The following is a 20,107-nucleotide window of genomic DNA, read 5'->3' on the forward strand; positions in this document are numbered from 1 at the left end:
TAATGCTAAGGCATTAGAGCCAGCAGCTGGGAAACAACGGCAAAGCTCTCACGGTAAAGAAAGTCCGGTCCCCAGCGCTGCAGCTCCTGACTGAGGAGGATCTCAGCGGTTTGATCGCTCAGGGGTGTAACGTGGTAAGTACGACACAACTGAGCACTGCCACCGGCTTCCATGCGCATGCAGCCGCGGGTTTCAGAGCAGATGATTGTACAGCAATCTGCCTCTAGGTTGGTGGAGGTGAGCTTCAAGTCAATGAGATCCCCGAGAACCTGTCCTGGATCCCCTGTGGGTACCCCCGCCAGTTCGGCGCGAATGCAGCGCTGATCAGCACTGACGAGTTCCACCTGGTAGAGGTCATAATCGCCGCTTTGATAGACAACTTGACGGGGCTGCCACTGGAGACGGGAGGCCAACCAGCCAAGGTACATGAAAGCTTGGGCAGGATTACCTTTTTCGTAGTCAATGACCACTTGATCAATTTCCTGAATGGCCAAGCGGCGTTCGGGGGGATCAAAGGCTTCAGCAGCCAGTTCTTGCCATGCCCCAAGGCGGCGCCAGTTCAAATCCGCTAGGGGCAGGTTCTGTTCCAGAAGGGGGGCGATCGCCCGTAGGCCCCGCAGCGGATCAAGAAATTCACTGGAGTCCACAATCACACGGCTAAATTGGGGGGCAAGGGCCTGAAACAGGTCAACGTTATTGAACAAATCCCCCTTCCACCACAAAAAGCGAGGTAACTCTTGAATGATCAGGGATTTCAAGAGGGGTTGGACCCGCTGAAAAGCCTCATGGGTGCCCCTGAGGGTAATGTACTCACAGCAGACCAATGAACTGCGCAGCTTTTTGTTGATGGGACAGTAGGCGGCCACTTGAGCTGTAATCCCTGTATCTTCGCCAAGGGTAGGACACAGAGCAATCACCCGACAGGGATTTTGGCTGGCGATCGCATCGGCAATACCACTCCCACGCATATCCACTGGCTGGCGATCGCTGCGAGACTTACCCTGGGATTGCTGCTGGGCATACTCCTGTTGCAGAGCTTCTCGTAATTGGGGCGTCACCCGACCGGTCAAGGGCAAATTGTGTTTTTTCTCAGCAGTGCGGATTGCCGACTGCATCCATGGACCGAGAATGCCATCCAGCGGCCCCGTATAGTAGCCTAGGGCAGCCAGCAATTGCTGCGTATCATCCGCCTCATAGACGACGAGGGTAAACGTCGTTGCTCGCACTGCCGCCGGTGCCGTGCCATCCCCCCCATGACTGAGCCAAATTTGCCGCAGACTCTGTTCAATGTCATCGAGGGAAACATCCACTGGGTCTTGGAGTGCTACAAGGGGAGTTGAGTCAGTTGCCATACTAGGTACCCAATACTGTTATGGAAGGTTATGCAAGCGTGCCGCCTTAATTCCCATGATGGGTAAACATCAAAGTCGCCGCCAGCGCCGGCCATCGGCATTAATCATCACTTCTGCCGCATCGGGCCCCCAAGTCCCCGCGTCATAGGTGGGTATGGCCTCTGGATCTGTGGGGGCGTCCCAAGCCGTTAAAACCGGCATCACCACCCGCCAAGCCGCCTCTACCTCATCTGCGCGCGTAAACAGGGTTTGGTCCCCCAACATGCAGTCCAGTAATAACCGCGCATAGGCATCCGCTGTGGCCATTCCAAAGGAGGAGCCGTAGCTAAAGTCCATTTCCACCGTGCGTGTGCGCAGATCTGCACCCGGCATTTTTGCCTCAAAGCGCAGAGCAATCCCTTCATTGGGTTGAATGCGCATCGTCAGGATATTGGGATTGGTTTGGCGGGCGGCCGACTGGAAAATCAGTAAAGGCACCCCACGAAACTGAATTGAGATTTCTGTGACCTTTTTTGCCAAGCGTTTACCCGTGCGCACATAGAAGGGCACCCCCTGCCACCGCCAGTTATCAATCCCTAGTTTTAGGGCCGCATAGGTGGGAGTGGTGGAGGTAGGACTCACCCCCGGCTCCTGACGATAGCCCACAACAGGTTTGCCCTTCATCCAGCCGGCTCGGTATTGGCCGCGGACAGCACAGGCATCGAGATTATCAAGATCCGCTAAACGGGTAGCTTGGAGGACTTTCACCTTTTCGCTACGCAGACTATCGGCATCGAGGGCATTGGGGGGTTCCATCGCGGTCAGAGCCAGCAACTGGAGAATGTGGTTTTGCACCATGTCCCGCAGGGCACCCGCAGTTTCATAGTAGCCCGCGCGATCTTCCACCCCGACGGTTTCAGCAACAGTAATCTGCACATGATCCACGTACTGGCGGTTCCAGAGGGGTTCAAAAATGGCATTGGCAAAGCGAAACACCATCAGGTTTTGCACCGTCTCTTTACCGAGGTAGTGGTCAATGCGGTAAACTTGCTCCTCCTTGCACACCGACTGCACCACCTCATTGAGGGCTTGGGCAGAGGTGAGATCACGGCCAAAGGGCTTTTCAATCACAAGACGATGTTTTTGGGGATCACTCAATAGCCCCGCTGCCCCCAGTTGCTGAATGGCCTCAACGAAAAAGCTCGGTGAGACCGCAAGGTAAAAGACGCGATTGCTGCGAGTTTGGCGTTTTTCATCTAGCTCAGCTAGCAGTGTTTTCAGCTGGGTGTAGGCGGCGGGATCATCGATATTGCCAGAGCAATAAAACAAACCTTGGGCAAATTCCTGCCACAGGGGTTCCGCCTGAATGCCGCCACCAAACTCCTCGACCCCTTGACGGAGGTGCTTGCGAAAATAGTCATGACTCCAGTTGCGCCGCGCCACGCCAACAATGGTCAGTTCGGGGGGCAGACGGCGTTCGAGTCTCAGTTGATAAATCGAGGGAATCAGCTTGCGCTGAGTAAGGTCGCCACTGGCACCAAAAATGACTAAAATCAGCGGCTCTGGGGTTCGCTCTTGGCGTAGTCCAACCCGCAGGGGATTTTCAAATAGGGTTACCATGGGTTACACCTGTGTCACGGTTGGTTGGGCAGGGGTTTGCTGGATAAAGGATTCCACGAGGGCTACATTCTCAGGACTGCCAACAATCAGTGGTGTACGCATGTGCAGATGATCGGGCACAACATCGAGGAGCGGTTGGGTACCGGTACTGGCTTTACCCCCTGCTTGTTCCACCAGGAAGGCAATTGGAGCCGCTTCGTAGAGGAGCCGCAACTTACCGGCGGGGTTCTTTTGGGTACCCGGATAGAGAAAGACGCCCCCCTCCATGAGAATACGGTGAATATCAGCCACCAGGGCACCACTGTAGCGGGCGCTATAGCCGGGCTGACGATGGACATGGCGGACGTAGTTACGAATCGGTTCTTCCCACGCCCAGAAGTTGCCTTCGTTCACACTGTAAATGGCACCACTGGCAGGAATTTGCAGGTTCTCGATCGCCAGAATAAACTCACCGAGGCTGGGGTCAAGGACAAACACATGGGTACCCTTGCCCAGGGAATAGACCAGCATCGTACTGGGGCCATAGAGAATATAGCCAGCGGCAATTTGCTGGTGACCATCTTGCAGGAGATCGGCAGCGGTGCTGTCTAGATCAGTCCCCTCCTGCTGGCGAATGGCAAAAATCGATCCCACATTCAGGTTAATGTCCACATTGGAGGAACCATCGAGGGGGTCGTAGAGGAGGGTGTAGCGGCCGATGGGGCAATTTTCAGGAATATAGTAGGGCTGCGCCATTTCCTCGGAGGCAAGGCGACACACCAAGCCACTCTGCTTAAAGGCCGCAATAAAGACCTCGTTGGCATAGACATCCATTTTTTTGACATCTTCGCCTTGGATATTTACAGCTCCCGTAAAACCCAAGACCCCCTCCATCAGACCTGCTCGACTCAAACGGCGGGCAATAAGCTTGCCAGCAAGGGCAATGCGATTCATCAGGGCACTGAGGTCTTGGGCAGCGGCGTCAAAGCTTTGGAGTTGTTGGAGAACGTGGCGAGATAGGGTCAAACAATCGCGATCGAGAGCCTGTTGGTGGGCTGCATAGTCAGTCATTGCCCCTCCTTAGTGAGGATGCATCTAGTCCTGATCCTAAACTGTCTCTCTTCAGAAGTGGTGAGTCTTTAGAACAACTAAAGATTCAGAGGGGCAGTCATGGTCGTCGTAATGCGGTGCATGCCGGCAGCGGCAAACTCGGCAAAGGCTGCATTGGCAGCTTTGCTAAAGTCCACGACCCCTGGCACCACCACAGGGGACATACAGTCCTCAAGGAGATAGACGCGTTGAGCCAGTTGGGGATCTCGCTGTTGAATTTCCCTGAGGAGGTCGGCCACTGTCCAAGCAACACAGTGGCTTTTGGCCTGACCGGCAATGATCAGGCGATCGCCCGCCAGCAGATGCCCAATCAAAGCCCTATTCACTGCCACTATAAGGATGGCCTTGGGGATCATGGCTCACCTCTGGACGGAGCACTGAGTAATTTGCCGTCAGGGGATGGCTACCCTTGAGTTCCATGCGAGTTTGCTGTTGTCGCGTCACCGTATGAAAGAAACAGGCTTCCTCAACAGCGGAAACAAGGGCATGACTAATGCCGCCCAGCATGGAGTGGTAGGGCCAAATGCTCAAGGGAAATTTCCCTTGGGCCGCCAACTGGGCAACATAGTGCCGAGTATAGGCCTGCAAACTCTGTTGATCCGTTATTCCAAGGGAGGCCAGTAGATGGGGATTGGGTTGACAGCGCCCGCGCTCAACATCCTCAACGGTAATGGGGGTGAGGGGTGGCGGCGGTTCCCCGGCAGCATCTATCCCTAAAGAGGGGATGAAAAATTTGACTCGCTATGTGGGTATCAAGGGTAACAATGATCTCACTCATCTGGACAAGGTGGGGGTAAATAAAGCGGCATAGGCGTTGATTATCCGCAACCGCACCGGGGAGAACTAGATACTGTCGTCACGAGATTGATGCCCAAATGGCGATACAACGGATGTGCACAGCAGCAAGGAAAGAAGCCGTATTTTTGGCGTATCGCGTGGCAATACCTCGCCAACGCTTGAGATGCAAAAAAGCATTCTCAACCAGATGACGAAGCCGATACAACTGCTTGTCGCATTCACGTCGCTGTCTGCGATGTCTGCGCGAAGGGATGACAGGCTGCATCCCATGCTCTTTGGCTTGGGCGATGAGGGCATCACTGTCGTAGCCTTTGTCCGCCAACAGGTACTTTGCATCGATTCCTTCGATCAAGGTTGCAGCTTGGCGACAATCCGCAGTGGTACCTGCTGTGATAACCATTCGCAGCGGCATACCATGCGCATCCACGGCCAGATGTATCTTGGTATTGAGCCCCCTTTTGTACGGCCCATGTCTTGGTTGCCGCCTTTGGCCCCTGTGGCATGAGGGTGGACTTTGACATGAGTAGCATCGATGATCAACCATTCGTAATCGGGCTCGTCGATCAACTGCTCAAGGACCTTTTCCCACACGCCTTTGTCTCGCCAGCGGCAGAACCTTCGATGCACGTTCTTCCAATCTCCGTACTCCGGGGGTAAATCCCGCCAAGGGGCGCCGGTGCGCAGTATCCAGAACACCGCATTGATGAACTGCCGGTTGTCTTTCGCCACACCCCCCCAGCTCCCTCGGCGTCCAGGTAGATGCGGTTCCAACCGCTCCCAAACCCGGTCGGAAATATCGTGGCGACGGTAGTCAGGTGTCCTCATGGCACGGTCCTATAATACAGTCCAGACACACGCTCAGTATCTCATAAACTCGTGACGGCACTATCTAACTCAAAGTCGGGTAGGCAAAAGGTATTTTGGACATCAATTAGCAAAAGAAGCGTGCGCTGCACCTCTTCGCTTACCGGCGGCATCTGGTACTGCTGTGCCCATTGGCGAGCCTCTGCTGCCCGCTGCTGATAAGGGAGACGCCACACCTGGTCAACCTTGGTGGCATCAAAGAATTCAGGAGTGGGCAGTTCTGTTGCCGTCGCCATTAGTTTGCTCCATGCACTCAAAGGGGCTGCGCTGTAAAATCCTAGTTCCTGATATGAATGCTAATTTTTAACAAATTTTTAACAAATTCCAATCAATCACCCAACAATCCGTAAAGTTACGGATGTATCGCCGTATACAAACTTTCCGTATACAAACTTTATAGAATAGTCAATAAAACCAAAACTTAAGCAAAGCTTGCCGATAACTAGGAGAACACAAAATGTTGGTGCGCACACTCAAGAGTGTTCTGGAGCAACACATTGCCGGAGTTCCCGGCGTGTTAGCTGTGTTGATTGGCCGCATGACAGATGGGGCAACGATTGCCGAAATTAACTACAGTGGCAACAGCTTTGAAAAGGATTCCCTGAGTTCTCTGGGGGCCTATGCTAGCGATCTACTGCGAGCCAATAACCGCGTGTGTCAAGTGGTGGATCCTGCTTCAGAGGCAGACTATTTACTAGCGGGTTCGGCAGAGGTGCGGCTGGTGATCAAAGCCTTCAGCAAAACTCCCTACTTTGTCCTGTTTCTCACCAAGGGGAGCACGAACCTGAAGCTGGTCTTTGAGCGAATTAAGGCCATCTTGGCGGATGGGAAGCCCCTGCTGCCGCCAGTGCAGGACAACACCACCTCAGTTGCCCAACTGCTCCTGAGCTATGCCCGTCGCTATGCCCCGGATCCCAATTTTGTGGCGCTGCGGCTGTCGTTGAAAACGGGCTTGGACCGCGAGCGCCTAGAAAAAGGCCAATTGGATGAGCGGGAAGTGCGCATTCTCTACAAGGGGGTGGCTGATATTTTGGGTATGGAACGTCTCCCCGTTGCACTTCCCTAGTGCTGTTGGATTATCCCTCATTGGAAACCCAAGAAAAGATTTGTGCCTATGTTTGAGCATCTCCACATCGATCGCCCCCGAAAGCTGGTGGCTTTTTTTAACGAGCCAGTGATTTTCCACTGCCACCACTACAACCTGTTTCTGCAACAGACAATTGAGGATCCAGATTGGATTGATGGGGTCAGTATTTTGCAGACCTCAGCCCAGGAAATTTTCTATAGCCTGCTCTCAAATGCCTTTAACACATTGGGGGCACACACCCCAGGGGAACGCCTTGCCACTGCCGCAGAAATCTTTAGTTTCTTGGGGTTTGGCTGTCTCAATTTTGAGGTGAGTGAACAGGGGGGGCAGGTAGAGTTGACCCACTCCCACTATGCCGAGGGTTGGTTAGGGAAATATGGCGAGCAGGTGAGCCGCAAAAAACCGATGGATCACTTGGCGGTGGGCTATGTGGCTGCAACCCTAGATGCAACCTTTGCTGAGTTGGGCACCTATGTGGCCGAAGAAACCAGTTGCATGGCGGTGACGCGGCAGGATCACTGTAGGATTCATGTTGCAAAGGCAGCGATACGCCGCTCCTTAACCCCGAGTCCGCAAATGGGCAAACTGATTGAGCACCCTGCCCCCCTGCCCAAGCCAGACACAAGTGTGGACTATGATGCAGTGAATGAAGCCCTTTGGGGGTTGCCCCTCGCCGGAGATGAGCGGGGTCAAATCCGCGCCTTCAATGTGCTCCTGACCCGCATGCCCGCCAACTATTACAACCGCATTCAGTACCGCTTCCTAGATGAGCTACAAAAGGTAGATCCGCAGCTGCTCGAGGTTGGGCAAGCCTTGATTCGTGAATCCGGTCATGTTTGTGTCTTTTACACCTTTGGCAATATCATGGAATCCTTGGAGTGGGAAACGGTGGTTGGCCCGATGCTGAAGACCGACACCGATTGGATTCATGGGGGCTATGCCGTTGCCAGTAGCTTGGGCTGGGGGCGCTGGCAAGCCCTAGAAGTGGTCAGGAACGAATCCTCTCGAGTGGCTATTGATGGTAACTACGAAACCAACTACTTCTTGGCGTCCTATCCCCATGCGGCCCAACCAGCCTGCTATTTTGCCCAAGGGGCGGTGCCTGCAATGATGAACATTGTCTATAACGGGCGCATTCAACAGAAACCCGTCTTGGATGAGGCTTTTTACAATCGGCTTTTTCAGCGGGGTGGTGTCTTTCAGGGGGCAGAGGTGAAGGCACGGGAAAAGGGCGATCCGTGGTGTGAATTCTATGCCCAACGCCTGTAGATCAGTTCTAAGGAATGTCCATTCAACTTTCTAAACGTCGAGAATGCGGCGGTACATGGGTCGTTGATGTCGATCTGGGGCGATCGCCCACAGCAGAGGAACTCGCCACCCTTGCCCAACGCTATGGTGGCCGCTGTCGCCAGTTTCAACAGTTGGTCTGGTTAGATTTGCCCAGCGGTCGGATTACGGCCTCACTGCGGCTGTCGCGTCTGACGATGCGCCTTGGGGATAAGACCCTGGAAGCCGCAATAATTGCGGACCTGCAGCAACTTGCTGAGGGGGCTGTGGTCACTTGTGGGATGGATGTCTAGCACTGGTTATGGCGGGCTGGCTGGGCACCTACGATTTCCTGCTGGTTTCGATGACCCTGGGGGCGATGCTGGCACTATCGCTCTATTTGCCTCTGATGAGTGGTCAACTTTCCCTGGCGAGTCCAGCCTTTTATGCCATTGGTGGCTATATTGCTGCTTTGCTCTCCACCCGTGTTTTTGCAGGACTGAACCCCTATCCCCTGCCCTTGGTGCTGGGGGAAATGGTTGTGGCGGCTCTTGTCTGTGGCTTGCTGGGATGGGGCTTGGGGGTGCCGGTGCTGCGGTTGCGGGGCATTTATTTTGCCATTGCCACCATCGCTTTCTCTGAGGTGCTGCGGGTGTTGGCACTCAATCTGGAGGTTACGGGGGGAGCAGTCGGTATCTTTGGCATTCCCCAACCCTTTAGTACGCCCTTGGGCTATCTGTGGCTGACGCTACCCTTGCTAATCCTGGTGGCGATCGCCATCGGTCGCTTGGAACAGACCCGTGCCGGCAAGGCCATGCAGGCCATTCGTGGCGATGAATTGGTGGCCCAGACCCTCGGCATTGATACCACTCGCTACAAGGTTTTGGGCTTTGCCTTGGGGGCTATTCTGGCGGGGGTGGCTGGGGTTTTGGCGGCCCATCTCTTGAATACTTGGAATCCCCGTCAGGGCACGTTTGATACGGGGGTGTTGGCCCTGACGGCCGTGCTGGTGGGGGGCAATCGGACGTTTGTGGGGGCGATCGCTGGCGGTATGCTCTTTACAGCCTTACCAGAACTCCTAAGGGGACTCGCCGATCAAGCCTATTTGCCACCAGCAGTGGCCAATTTTTGCCGCGATGGGCGTCTTATGCTCTATGGCTTGCTGATTATCCTTGGCACGCGGTTTTTTCCAAGGGGCTTGTGCCAGCCTCCCCGCTGGCGATCGCTCTGGAGCATCCTATTGGGTCCTCAACCACGGAAAATGTAGCTAGTCTTGACCTCGCAACGGCCCCCCTACAACTGAACCTATGACCTCTCCCCCCGTGACTGTTTCCCTGACCTTGCCCAGTGACTTAACCCAGCTGGAGGCACTGTTGGCATGGTTTAATCAGTACCGCCCACCTACGCTGCCCCTTGAGGAGTGGTTGAAATTGGAACTGGCGCTCGCCGAGGGGTTTACCAACGCCGTTCGCCATGCCCATCGCGATCGCCCCCCCGATACTCCGATTCGCATTGATCTGTACATCGCCGCAACCCACATTGAATTGCGCATTTGGGATCGGGGTGACCCCTTTGACCTGAAGGCAAAGTTGCAAACACTGCCGCCGCAAATTGCCATCGATGCCGAAGGAGGACGGGGCCTACGCCTTTTGGCAACGATTATGGATGAACTGGCCTATCAAGCCATAGAGGAGGGGGGCAACTGTTTGATTCTGCGCAAAACCCTGAAGCCGACCCCCCAATAACGCTATGTCTTGTGGGGGAAAAGGCGGGCTGCCAATTCCTCGTAGGTGGCATCAAAGGGACAGCGATCGCTCATTGGGCACTGCCGACAGTATTTGCCATCACTATAGCGTTCCAGGTTTTGGCGGTTAAAAAAGTAGGGCTTGTGGCTAAAGGTACTGGCCACCCACTGCCACGAGAGGTTATTACTCGCCGGATCGCCATCGAGGAGATGCTGCAAAAACCAGGCGGCGCCCGCCTGCCAGCGCACCCGACACCAATGCACCACGTAGGCCGCCAGCCATAACCGCGCATGGTTATGGAGATAGCCCGTTCGTTGCAGATCCGAACTAAAGGCATCCATACAGGCCAGCCCCGTTTCCGCAGCGACGAGTGCGGCGGGTAAGTCGGTTGCATAATCTACTGCTGACCAACCTGTCTTATAGGGTTCAATGTCCTGCCACAGGCGATCGCCCCAATGGGCATAGAGGCGCTGCCAATAGTCTCGCCATGCCAATTGTTGGAGTAGTGCCTCCGCTTCAGAGGGGTCATCTACCAATTGCCGCACGCGATCCCGCACCGCCGCCAAACTGATGACCCCATGGCGCAAATAGGCCGAAAGTCCCGTCACTTCCCCTGTCAAAAAGTTGCGACGTTTGCCATAGCGTAGGGGCTGAATGTTGGCCAAACGCTCTTGGGCTGCTCCTAGGCCACCATAGGTTTCACTCACAGTGTCATCTTCCCCCACGACGTCGGCAAACACTTGTCGCAAATAGGGCACATAGGCATCACGGTTTCCCAACCTGCGCTCCACAGCGGCAGCCGCGAGAAGGTCTTTGGCAGAATCAGTCATCACTCTAAGGGCTTAGCAAATGTTGCAGGCGATAGCGATGATCCAACTGTCCCACAAGGCGGCGCACTGGCTGGGGATACACCCGCACCAATGTTGGCGTGGCTTGGACCTGATCCTTCTCCGCCAGATCCGGTTGCTTAGTGACATCCACCACTTTGAGGGTATAGGGCACCTTGAGGGCGGAACTGAGCAAATCATGGAGATTTTTGAGGGCAACCTCAGCCGCATGGGTTTCCCCGCGCACATAAAGGCGAAAGACATAGCGATCGGGTTGCGACGGCCGCGGTGTAAAAGTACTTGGGGGCGTGGCTTCCTGCAAATCATAGATCAGTTGGTGGTGCTCCCACAGTTGGGGAAAGCTGCTGCGGTAAGCCTCTAGGGCTTGGGCATCGCAGGGGTGCTGCGGATCCTGTACCAACTGCCACGGCAAGGTGGGCTGATGAGCAGGGGCAAAGAGGGCATTCAATAGGGGGCGATGGGGCCATGCCAAAGGATAAACCTCTGCCGCCACCCGCAGGCAGTGTTGTTCTTCATCAAACCAGTAATCGACGGCCGCCGTATAACAGGGAGAGAGAAAAAGGGGCGGCTCCTCTAAATCCAAGAGTTGTTGCAGGGCTTGGCAGAGGGACTGATGCCAATGTCCCTGCTTCGATGGGTCACGGCAAAAGACCACGTCCTCCCCCGGCGTAAAGAGGGCCAACCCCTTGTATAGGATAGGCTTGAGGCCAACCATTGCCCTAGATACGTCCCCGCAGGATTTGCGCCATTTCGTTGGGTTTGGGGGAGTTTTCGATGGCGGTTTCCTCATCAATGCGCCCCGCCTCATAGAGCTCGTAGAGGCACTGGTTCATCGTGCACATACCATCGTAGGTACACTGAGGAATAATCGCCTCAATTTCCTCCACTTCACCCCGCAAAATGTAGTCCTTGATGGCATCGGTGTTGATCATGATCTCGTGAATGGCCGCCCGCTTGCCATCGGTCGTGCGCACAAGGGCTTGGGCAATGACCGCCACCAGCGATTCCGCCACCTGCATCCGCATGGGCCCTTGTTCATCGGGGTTGTAGAGGTTGAGGATGCGCTCAATCGTTTTCACGGCACTGTTGGTGTGCAGGGTACCAAAGACCAAGTGACCCGTTTGCGCTGCTTTGAGGGCTGTATTCACTGTCTCGCGATCGCGCATCTCCCCAATCAGAATAATGTCGGGGTCTTCCCGCAGTGACGCCTTGAGGGCATTGTCAAATTTAAGGGTGTGGATGCCCACCTCCCGCTGGCGGATCAGGGAACGGCGGCTTTGGTGCACAAACTCAATCGGATCCTCGATGGAGATAATGTGCTTTTGCATTTCGGTGTTGATGTAGTCCACCATGGCAGCAAGGGTTGTGGACTTCCCAGAGCCCGTTGGACCCGTCACTAGAATCAGACCCTTGTGGTAGTGGCAAAGATCCTTGAACACGGGCGGCAAATTCAACTGCTCCAGCGTCAGGATCTTCACGGGAATCAACCGCAGCACCATGGCGGGGCCTTTTAGGGCGACAAAGATGTTGATCCGTACCCGACACAGTCCTTCATACTGGTAGGCGCCATCGTATTCCAGGTGGGTGCGAAACTGCTCAATTTGTTGGGGAGTGAGCAGTTCATTGAGCCAGTAGTTAAAAGTTTCTTCATCAGTAACGGGATAGTTGGTAATCTCTAAACGTCCGCGATCGCGAAAGCGTGGTGCTTCGCCAACGCCCACATGAATATCGGAGTAGCCGTGCTCAAAGGCCTCCCGCACCAGTTGCTCCATCGTGGGGCCAGAAATGCGAGCAGCCGGTGTCGGCATCGGTTGGGTTGCCACCACCTGCTGGGGCATTGCCGGCTGCGGCGGCATGGGGCGTGGGGGCATCCCCGGTTGGGGGGGCATGGGACGGGGAGGCATCCCCTGGGGAGGCGGGGGGGGTGCAGGACGGGGGGGCGCCATTCCCGGTTGGGGAGGCATGGGCGGAACCGCCGCACCCATTGGCGGACGGGGGGGCATCGGGGGTGAATGAGGAACACGGGGCGGTGGAGGAGGTGAACTTTGGGGATTAGTCATAGGGAAATCTCGTTAGAGGGCTACGAATGGGTCAGGTATTTCCAGTGTGCCACTGTTCTAGGAAAACCATCCCGTCGTTAGCCCTATGTTAAAACTTGACGGCAAAGGAAAACCCAAAAGGGGAACACCGCTACGAAACTCAGGGTACTCAGGGCAATGACCGCAGGGGGCAAGTCGGTATTGAGCTCGTATTCCTCCGCCAAAATCAAGGCGGCAAAGGCCGTAGGTGTGCCAGTCATAATGGCGATCGCCAGCAATGGGTCCCCCCGCAATCCCAACCCATAGGCGATCGCCATCATCGTCAATGGCAGCAATAACGTCTTGATCAGCATAGGCAGCAACGCCATACGAAAGCTCTGCCAACCGGGGAGCCGACTGAGGCGAATTCCTGTGAGCACAAAGGCAAAGGGAATCACCAAGTGAATATCTATCTCACACAACCGTTCGATCGTCGCGGGAAACGCAAGATCATGGGTAGCAAATCCCGCCATTGATGCCCAAAGGGTCGGTACAGTTGGAATCACTGCCAAAGCTCGCCACCAAGGTTGATCATTCCCTTTGCCGTAGTACTGACCAAGGAATGAACCCAAGCCGTAGGTACCGAGGGCATTTTGGGTAATCGCATAGAAGGCCGCCCAGGGCAATGCCGTCGTACTCAGGAGAGGAATGGCAACCCCCAACCCGACAAAGCCCGTGTTGCCGAGAATGCTGGCAATGAGATAGCTCCCCTGAAAGCGGCGACTTTCTCCTTCGGGAACTGTACTGGTGAGCAAGGGAGGGGTGTATTGGAGCCACTGGGGTTGAAAGTGGCGTTTCTGCAAATCGTAGAGGCTTTGGGCAAGGATATAGCCGACAATGAGCGCCACAAAGGCCAGCACCGGTGCCAACCAAATGAGTCCTGCGAAGTTGGTCTGGTGCACCAAGGCAAAAATTTGAATGGGTACCCCGACCCAATAGAGGCCCCGTCCCAACCAGTGGGGAATCACTGCCGGCAACCAACGGCCACAGATGAACCCCAGACTTGTCCAAATGACTAAGGGGCTAGCTGCACTGAGTGCATCCGCCATCGCGATCGCCCGTTAACGATTCCTCATCACTATACTGTGAACATTCTGGCAAGGAGAAGTTCAGCATGTTGGCAGGATAGCCCTGAGTTTGTGGTGCGATTGGGAGTCGTCTCCCTGTGTGCCGATGCCACCGACGAAGGCCCACGCAGTCTCCCAGGGGTCTATTTAGGGGTTTTAGGCGCCAGTGGTACCGTTGTCGGCTTAGGGGCTGGCTTGGGGGAATTCATTGGCTACGGTCTGCGCCTTGGGATTGGCGATGCGAGCGATCGCCCCCGTGCCTATTGGCGCATTAGCACCCTAGGTTACCCCCTCAATACCATCGCTGTGCCCCCGGCCAATCGTTGGGACGTCCTAGGGGGATTGATGATGGCTGAGCGCACTGGCAAAGCGATTCGTGCCCCCCCGCAATGTTTTGCTCTCCGATGGTGCTAGCCAAGTGGGTCGTGGCTTTGGCCGCCATGAAGCGATGGATCAAATTAGTGCCGTTGTTTTAGTGCCGTTGTTGGACCACTGATGGTGGCTGGGGTCTTTGCCCTCACCCAGCACTATCAATGGAGTTTTGCTGTCCTTGCCATCCCTGCTCTGATTGGTTGGGTCGTTGTGCTAGTGACGCAGCGGCAGTACCCAGCGCCACAGAATTTAGAAACAGTGATTCAGGATCTCGATCCCAAAAGACGACCCACACTGTTTTGGATGTCTTTATTGGCCGCGGCCTTTCTGGGTGGGGGTTATGTTGACTTCCCCTGAATTGCCGTTTACTTACAGCAGGGAAACCGTCTGCAAACCAGTCAAATTCCGCTGCTCTATGGCCTGGGGATGGGGGTTGATGCGGTGGCGGCCCTGCTCTTTGGGCACTTCCTGGATCATATTGGCTGGATCGTACTGGCATCATGGCCTTGATCCTTGGGGTGGTGCTGTCAGTGGGCTTTGCTCCCTTGAGTTTCCTCAGTTCTGCAGTAATTTGGGGCATGGTGGGATGGGTGCCCAAGAATCCATTGGGCGAGCGATCGTCGCCTAGCTCATCCCCCCAGAAGGTGGGGGTCGGCCTATGGCCTCTTCAGCACTGGCCATGGCTTAGGGCGGTTTCTAGAAAGTTGCCTCATGGGGGTACCCTACGATCGCTCCTTGGGGCGGGTGGTACTGGTGGCGGCGGTGCTGCAACTGCTAGGGCTGACGCTGTTATTGTGGGTGAGGCAAGGGTTTAGGCATCCTGTTGAGGGGCTACGTCTTTGGTGAGTGCCTGCAACCGGTAGAGATGGGCGTACACGCCATTGCGAGCCAACAGTTCACTGTGGCTGCCCTGCTCCACCAGTTGTCCCCGTTTGAGCACAAAAATGCGATCCACATGGCGGATTGTGGCGAGGCGGTGGGCAATAATCATTGCGGTTCGATTCACCAAGAGACGGTTCAAGGCCTCCTGAATCAGTGCCTCGGTGCCCACATCCAAATTGGCCGTTGCCTCATCAAGGACAAGAATTTCTGGATTGCGAATGGCGACCCGCGCAAAGGCCAAAAGTTGTCGCTGCCCCGCCGAGAGGTTTGTGCCCCGCTGCCGCAGGGCTGTGTCATAGCCTTGGGGCAACTGCTCAATGAACTCAGCAATGTTCATTTCTGCGGCCACTCGCTGAATTTCGGCAAGGGTGTAGTTGTCGCCAAGGGCAATGTTGCCTTTGACATCCCCAGAGAAGAGAAAGCTCTCCTGTAAAATCACACCAATGTGCTGCCGCAGTTCTGCTTGGGTAAAGTCGCGCACATTGCGACCACCAATGAGGACTTCACCGCGCGTTGGCTCATAAAGACGACAGAGCAAGCGAATAATCGAACTTTTGCCTGCACCCGTGGGGCCAACAATGGCCACCTTCTCGCCAGCATGAATTTGAAAGGAAAGCTGCTTGAGGACATAGTCATCGTCTTTGTAGGCCAGCCAGACATCACGAAACTCAACGGCAGGGGCTGTATTTTCTATCTGGGGCAAACGCAAAAAGGTGCGATCGGGATCGTGAATTTCAATGGGTTCTGAGAGCAGATCATGGATGCGCTCAATGGCGGTTAAGCCCGCTTGCACTGTGGTAAATTTCTCCGCCAACTGCCGCAGTGGATCAAAGACGCGCTGTGAAAAGAGGATAAACGTGGCTAAGGTGCCAAAGTCAATCGTGCGCTGCTGCACTAAGGCGCCGCCGAGCCAGAGAACCCCCGCGATCGCCACAAAGGCAATCCACTCTAAGGTCGCTGATACCGCTGAATCATAGAAAATCGTCCGATCGACCTCTTTGATGTAGCGCTGATTGCGCCGCCGAAACAGTTGACTATTGAAGGCCTCACGGCGAAACAATTGCACCACCGTAATACCAACAATGTTTTCCTGAAGATCGGCATTCAGTAGCGACAGCTCCTCGCGGGACTTGTAGTTGGCGACGCGATAGCAATGTTGAAAATAGATAATCAGGGCAGCGATCGGCAGAACCAAGGCCAGCAGCAGTGTTGCCAACAGGCGGTCAATGAAAAACATCGTCAGGATGACCACCAGCATCGAGAAGACATCACTGAGAACCCCCACAGCGCCAGTGGCAAACACATCCCCTAAGGCATCCACATCACTGGTCAAGCGGGTAATGAGCTTACCGACGGGAGTGCGGTCAAAGAAGCGGGAGGATAACCGCAGCACGTGGTCAAATAAGTCATGGCGAAGATCGGCAGTAATGTTTTGACCAATTTTTTGAATCCAGTACCCCTGGGCTGCCTGCACCCCAAAGCGCAGCACCACGGTTACCAACAGCGCCATGCTCAGTAGATCAATCCCTTGGGTCAGCGTTAAGGTTTTCAAAAAGCCGTAGGTACTCTCTTCCCCCTTCAGGAGGGCGATCGCCTGCCCAATGATGATCGGTTGTAATGCTGCGGCTGCCGCCAAGGGAATCAAAAGCAAGCCACTTCCCACCAGTCCCCAGCGATAGGGCTTGAGGTAAGGAAGCAGTCGTTGCAAAAGTTGCCAATCCGTGGAGCGTGTTGCTGCTGTCATGCCCTGCTGAAACTTGTGAACCTCTTTTTCCCAGTCTAGTGCGCACTCGTAATGGTTTGTAACAATTTACACACCTTAGTGAGTTGTCATTTAGCCATCCCTGAGCTAAGCTAATAGGTGCTTCAGGCTGTTCAATCCCCCGTACAGCCCTACTCAAATCCCCGATAAAGGTAAGTTACGCCGAAAGGGTAACGCACAAATCAAGGATCCTGTAGCCGCCGCTTCAGAAAAGGGTATGGACGTCCTTGATGCCGAAGGGATTTTTTCCAAGCTTCGCAGCCGCTCCAGATTTAAGGTGTGTATTTTTAAGGTGTACAGTGGACTGCTCTTTAGTGGATAGGTTAGTGGATAGGAGAGTGAAGCGATCGCGAGCAGTTAGTCATCACTTTTTGGAAATCGCAGTAGGCTAGAACTAGCGGCACCCCATTTCATTTCATTCATCCGTTTATGAGTGACTCCCGTTTGCTCGATATGGCGCGGCAGGGTAACCCCCGAGCCATTGGTACGCTGCTGAATGCCGTCCTCCTGCCCAAGCGGGTAAAGGCCACCGTGGTGCGTCAGGCGGAGGAGCTAATGATTACCCTACATTCAGAAAAAATGCTCAATCAAGCGGCAGCTGCAACCCTGATCCGCACCGCCTTAGAAAAGTTGCACTTGCCAGAGATTCAACGGGTTTTCATTGAGTCACGGGTCTTGGGCGTCCCCCTCTGGGAAAGTCATTTTGCCTTACAGGTCCTGCCCCCTGTTCAGCCCCCACCGCCAGCGATCGTCGATCCATGGGCCACGGCAACAGCACCACCTGAGCCATCCCCGCCTCAACCGACACTGCGGGATTTGATGTCCGCTTTTATGGCCGCCGAGGCAACTGCCACAGCTGAAAGTCAGGATGTCGGGGCGCGATCGCCCCAGGAAGCGGAACAGCCCATTCCCCTAGAGACGACACCGGAATATGGGGATAGGGTTGCCCCTAAAGCAGCTGCTCCCCTCGGGCAAGTTGCTGAAAGTGCTGAGGATGGGACAGTGGCAGAAGCAATCAGTGAGCCCCAAGAGAGTTTCCTAGATGAAGTCCCAGAAAGTGATCCTGAGGAGGACATTAGCTTGGCAGATTTAGCTGCCGCCTTTGACCCAAACTCACCCTCAGAATCCCCAGATGCCAATTTTGAGAGTGAAGAACTGACATCCGCCATTGAGCTGCCCTCCCTCCAAGGAGAATGCACTGAATCCGACACCCTTAATGGATTCTCGGGGGAATTACCAGGCCTGGAGGTGGCTCCTGAACCAGCCGCAGAAGCCCCTGAGTCCGTAGAAGAGAGCATTACGACACCAGAAGCCCAAGACAATCCTGCGGAAATACCCGAACCAACACTGGCATTCTCTACCCTAGAGCAATCGACCCTTGAGGCCTACGACGCCCCTCAACCGACGCCTGCGGACATTGCCGCCCGAGAAGCCTTAGAGACTAAGATGAGCCCATCAACTGCGATCGCCCCTGAGATAGCCGCTGAAGCTGAATCCTCGCCTGAGGAGGCGATCGCCCCAGACACTGCCCCCGTCCTTGAGGATCCTTGGGCTGCCCCAGATACTTTACCCCCTGCACCCACAGCCCCCCAACCTCAAGAACCCGTTAGCTATCCTCCTCTAGGGGATCCTTGGTTAGAGGCTGAGCCTGCCTCCGAAGTTAAGGCAGATAAGACACCAGAACCTCCACCACTCCCTGAAACCGCCCCAGACCCCCCACCGGCCGCCTCTGCAGAGGAAGTTTATACCACTCCAAGAATTGAAAAGGTGCCCCGCGATGATCAGTCGAAGGTGGCAGGTATTGCTGGGATGGTCATGGGGTTAGGCTTTTGTGCGACGGGGTTAGGCATGATTATTGGCTTGCCGATGGTTGTGGGCGGTATGTGGATGCTTGGGGATGAGGAAGTGTGGAGGGGTGAGTGCCCCCATTGTCATCACCCTCTAAAAATTCCGGTGGGTCAGCTGTGGCGCTTTAGTTGTGAGAAGTGTCAGGGATTGATTGAAGTAAAGCAGGGCCGCTTCTACGCACGCTAGGCTTGTGGGTCTTAACCCAAATCTAAATCTATCTGACCGCGTTGGCGGCGAGCTTCAAGGGCCTGGGCGATGAGATCCAATAGCCCCGGTACCTCTTCCTGAATCGTCAGCAGTATGCGTTCACCCATGGCTAGATGCGCATCTGGAGGGAAAGGGTCTTGTTGAACCAACTGCCGCAGCCGAGGCACCGTATTGTCAACGATTTCGACGAGTGCCCCCAAGCAGCGAAAAAATTGCCGTTCGGTAAGGGTGCTGTCCTCAATGGGGAATTCAATCATCGCACGCACTTCACCCCCATTGGGATCGTACTCCCACTGCAGCATTTTTGTCTGCCACGAAATGCACAGCAGGGTTTGTAAAATAGCCTCTCGAAAGGGGTGGTTTTTAATGCCCGGCAAGAGATTGGGGGCATAGAGCTTAAAGAACTCGCCCCCCTCATCTAGCTCAATGACAACGATAAATCGCTCAAGGTGATCACCATTGACGCCGGTAATAATTTGGTGGTTGGGCGCATTCAACCGATACTTCAGTTGGTGCCGCTGGAGATAGTGGGCAATTTGGCTGAGGGCGATCGCCATGCCACAGTCATCCTAAAGCGCTGCCGAGGGCTGATGGCTAATCTTGGTGCCTAAAACCTCCAAAAATGCTGCCAACCACTGCGGATGGGCAGGCCAAGCCGGTGCCGTAACCAGATTGCCATCCACCACCACCGCATCCACCGCCACATTGGTAAACTTGCCGCCGGCACTGACGACCTCAGGACCACAGGCAGGATAGGCCGTACAGGTTTTGCCAGCCAGCACCCCCGCTGCTGCCAAAAGTTGCAGCCCGTGACAAATGGCGGCAATGGGTTTTTGGGTCTCGCCAAAGTGCTTGGTGATTTCCAGTACCCGTGAATTGAGGCGCAAGTATTCTGGGGCACGCCCTCCCGGCACCACTAGGGCATCGTAGGTGGTGGGGTCAATCTCTGTAAAGGTGGCATTGAGTGTAAAATTATGCCCCCGTTTTTCACTGTAGGTTTGATCCCGTTCAAAATCGTGAACGGCTGTGCGCACACTGTCGCCAGCGACTTTATCCGGACAGACGGCATGTACGGTATGACCCACCATTTGCAGGGCTTGGAAGGGGACCATCACCTCGTAGTCTTCGACGTAGTCGCCCACGAGCATCAGAATGCGTTTGCCACTCATGACTTTTACTTCTCCCATTGACCTATGTTTGATCCTGACATAACGCTGCCCCCTGCAACAGTTAATCTGAGTAA

20 protein-coding genes and 1 pseudogene are annotated in these 20,107 nt (G+C 55.0%); 7 read left to right on the forward strand and 14 right to left on the reverse strand.

What is annotated here, in order from left to right; all coding sequences use genetic code 11:
- Window positions 1–5: 5 nt before the first annotated feature.
- The 7 genes from opcA to TLL_RS02785 form a co-directional block, all read right to left on the reverse strand.
- Entirely contained in the window at window positions 6–1,352 is a 1,347-nt protein-coding gene (gene opcA, locus TLL_RS02755) for a glucose-6-phosphate dehydrogenase assembly protein OpcA (protein WP_011056389.1), read from the reverse strand.
- A 69-nt stretch (window positions 1,353–1,421) separates the two neighbouring features.
- Window positions 1,422–2,951, reverse strand: coding sequence for a glucose-6-phosphate dehydrogenase (gene zwf / locus TLL_RS02760; protein WP_011056390.1), 1,530 nt, complete (start codon window positions 2,949–2,951; stop codon window positions 1,422–1,424).
- 3 nt (window positions 2,952–2,954) lie between these two features.
- Entirely contained in the window at window positions 2,955–4,001 is a 1,047-nt protein-coding gene (gene fbp, locus TLL_RS02765) for a class 1 fructose-bisphosphatase (protein ID WP_011056391.1), read from the reverse strand.
- Between the two features lie 77 nt (window positions 4,002–4,078).
- Window positions 4,079–4,354 (reverse strand): hypothetical protein, encoded by a 276-nt coding sequence (locus tag TLL_RS02770; RefSeq protein WP_164920709.1) that lies wholly within the window; start codon window positions 4,352–4,354, stop codon window positions 4,079–4,081.
- A gap of 4 nt (window positions 4,355–4,358) precedes the next feature.
- A complete protein-coding gene (locus tag TLL_RS02775) occupies window positions 4,359–4,628 on the reverse strand; it encodes a hypothetical protein (protein WP_164920710.1) in 270 nt (89 codons plus the stop codon).
- A 268-nt stretch (window positions 4,629–4,896) separates the two neighbouring features.
- A protein-coding gene (locus TLL_RS13440; RefSeq protein ID WP_164920657.1) for an IS5-like element ISTel4 family transposase occupies window positions 4,897–5,663 on the reverse strand; the annotation gives its coding sequence in 2 pieces (ribosomal slippage) (window positions 4,897–5,288 and window positions 5,288–5,663; 768 coding nt in all).
- A 41-nt stretch (window positions 5,664–5,704) separates the two neighbouring features.
- Entirely contained in the window at window positions 5,705–5,938 is a 234-nt protein-coding gene (locus TLL_RS02785; protein WP_011056394.1) for a hypothetical protein, read from the reverse strand.
- Between the two features lie 221 nt (window positions 5,939–6,159).
- Between TLL_RS02785 and TLL_RS02790 the strand changes: the two genes are divergently transcribed.
- From TLL_RS02790 to TLL_RS02810, 5 genes are read left to right on the forward strand one after another with little or no spacing between them, the layout of a single operon-like run.
- The gene (locus TLL_RS02790) at window positions 6,160–6,768 is read left to right on the forward strand and encodes a hypothetical protein (protein ID WP_011056395.1); all 609 of its coding nucleotides are present in this window, start codon (window positions 6,160–6,162) and stop codon (window positions 6,766–6,768) included.
- Window positions 6,769–6,816: 48 nt separating this feature from the next.
- Window positions 6,817–8,058: a hypothetical protein gene (locus TLL_RS02795; RefSeq protein ID WP_164920711.1), complete on the forward strand. Its 1,242-nt coding sequence runs from the start codon at window positions 6,817–6,819 to the stop codon at window positions 8,056–8,058.
- 14 nt (window positions 8,059–8,072) lie between these two features.
- A complete protein-coding gene (locus TLL_RS02800; protein ID WP_011056397.1) occupies window positions 8,073–8,369 on the forward strand; it encodes a hypothetical protein in 297 nt (98 codons plus the stop codon).
- An 8-nt stretch (window positions 8,370–8,377) separates the two neighbouring features.
- Window positions 8,378–9,322 (forward strand): branched-chain amino acid ABC transporter permease, encoded by a 945-nt coding sequence (locus TLL_RS02805; protein ID WP_011056398.1) that lies wholly within the window; start codon window positions 8,378–8,380, stop codon window positions 9,320–9,322.
- 40 nt (window positions 9,323–9,362) lie between these two features.
- Complete coding sequence (locus tag TLL_RS02810; protein WP_011056399.1) at window positions 9,363–9,800, forward strand: ATP-binding protein; 438 nt, start codon at window positions 9,363–9,365, stop codon at window positions 9,798–9,800.
- 2 nt (window positions 9,801–9,802) lie between these two features.
- Here the strand turns inward: TLL_RS02810 and TLL_RS02815 are convergent, their stop codons facing one another.
- The 4 genes from TLL_RS02815 to TLL_RS02830 all read right to left on the reverse strand — a co-directional run bounded on the left by TLL_RS02815 (window position 9,803) and on the right by TLL_RS02830 (window position 13,775).
- Window positions 9,803–10,630 carry an FAD-binding domain-containing protein gene (locus TLL_RS02815; protein ID WP_164920712.1) on the reverse strand — a complete coding sequence of 276 codons (828 nt, stop codon included), beginning with the start codon at window positions 10,628–10,630 and terminating at the stop codon, window positions 9,803–9,805.
- Between the two features lie 4 nt (window positions 10,631–10,634).
- On the reverse strand, window positions 10,635–11,363 hold the full coding sequence (locus TLL_RS02820) for a circadian clock KaiB family protein (protein WP_164920713.1): 729 nt from the start codon (window positions 11,361–11,363) through the stop codon (window positions 10,635–10,637).
- A 4-nt stretch (window positions 11,364–11,367) separates the two neighbouring features.
- Window positions 11,368–12,708: a type IV pilus twitching motility protein PilT gene (locus TLL_RS02825; protein WP_011056402.1), complete on the reverse strand. Its 1,341-nt coding sequence runs from the start codon at window positions 12,706–12,708 to the stop codon at window positions 11,368–11,370.
- 83 nt (window positions 12,709–12,791) lie between these two features.
- A complete protein-coding gene (locus TLL_RS02830) occupies window positions 12,792–13,775 on the reverse strand; it encodes an AEC family transporter (RefSeq protein ID WP_011056403.1) in 984 nt (327 codons plus the stop codon).
- Between the two features lie 45 nt (window positions 13,776–13,820).
- On the opposite strand from TLL_RS02830, the pseudogene TLL_RS13445 reads away from it, so the two are divergent.
- Window positions 13,821–15,011, forward strand: a pseudogene (locus tag TLL_RS13445) (MFS transporter).
- Here TLL_RS13445 and TLL_RS02840 read toward each other — a convergent pair.
- Entirely contained in the window at window positions 14,977–16,791 is a 1,815-nt protein-coding gene (locus TLL_RS02840) for an ABC transporter ATP-binding protein (RefSeq protein ID WP_011056407.1), read from the reverse strand. The pseudogene TLL_RS13445 and the gene TLL_RS02840 overlap by 35 nt on opposite strands.
- Before the next feature lie 447 nt (window positions 16,792–17,238).
- On the opposite strand from TLL_RS02840, the gene TLL_RS02845 reads away from it, so the two are divergent.
- Window positions 17,239–18,843: a hypothetical protein gene (locus TLL_RS02845; RefSeq protein ID WP_011056408.1), complete on the forward strand. Its 1,605-nt coding sequence runs from the start codon at window positions 17,239–17,241 to the stop codon at window positions 18,841–18,843.
- A gap of 11 nt (window positions 18,844–18,854) precedes the next feature.
- On the opposite strand, the gene TLL_RS02850 is transcribed toward TLL_RS02845, so the two are convergent.
- Window positions 18,855–19,421: a hypothetical protein gene (locus tag TLL_RS02850; protein WP_011056409.1), complete on the reverse strand. Its 567-nt coding sequence runs from the start codon at window positions 19,419–19,421 to the stop codon at window positions 18,855–18,857.
- A gap of 12 nt (window positions 19,422–19,433) precedes the next feature.
- Window positions 19,434–20,033, reverse strand: coding sequence for a DJ-1/PfpI family protein (locus TLL_RS02855; RefSeq protein ID WP_164920714.1), 600 nt, complete (start codon window positions 20,031–20,033; stop codon window positions 19,434–19,436).
- Window positions 20,034–20,107 lie beyond the last annotated feature (74 nt).

Origin of the sequence: Thermosynechococcus vestitus BP-1, from assembly GCF_000011345.1 — a bacterium.
GTDB lineage: Bacteria > Cyanobacteriota > Cyanobacteriia > Thermosynechococcales > Thermosynechococcaceae > Thermosynechococcus > Thermosynechococcus vestitus.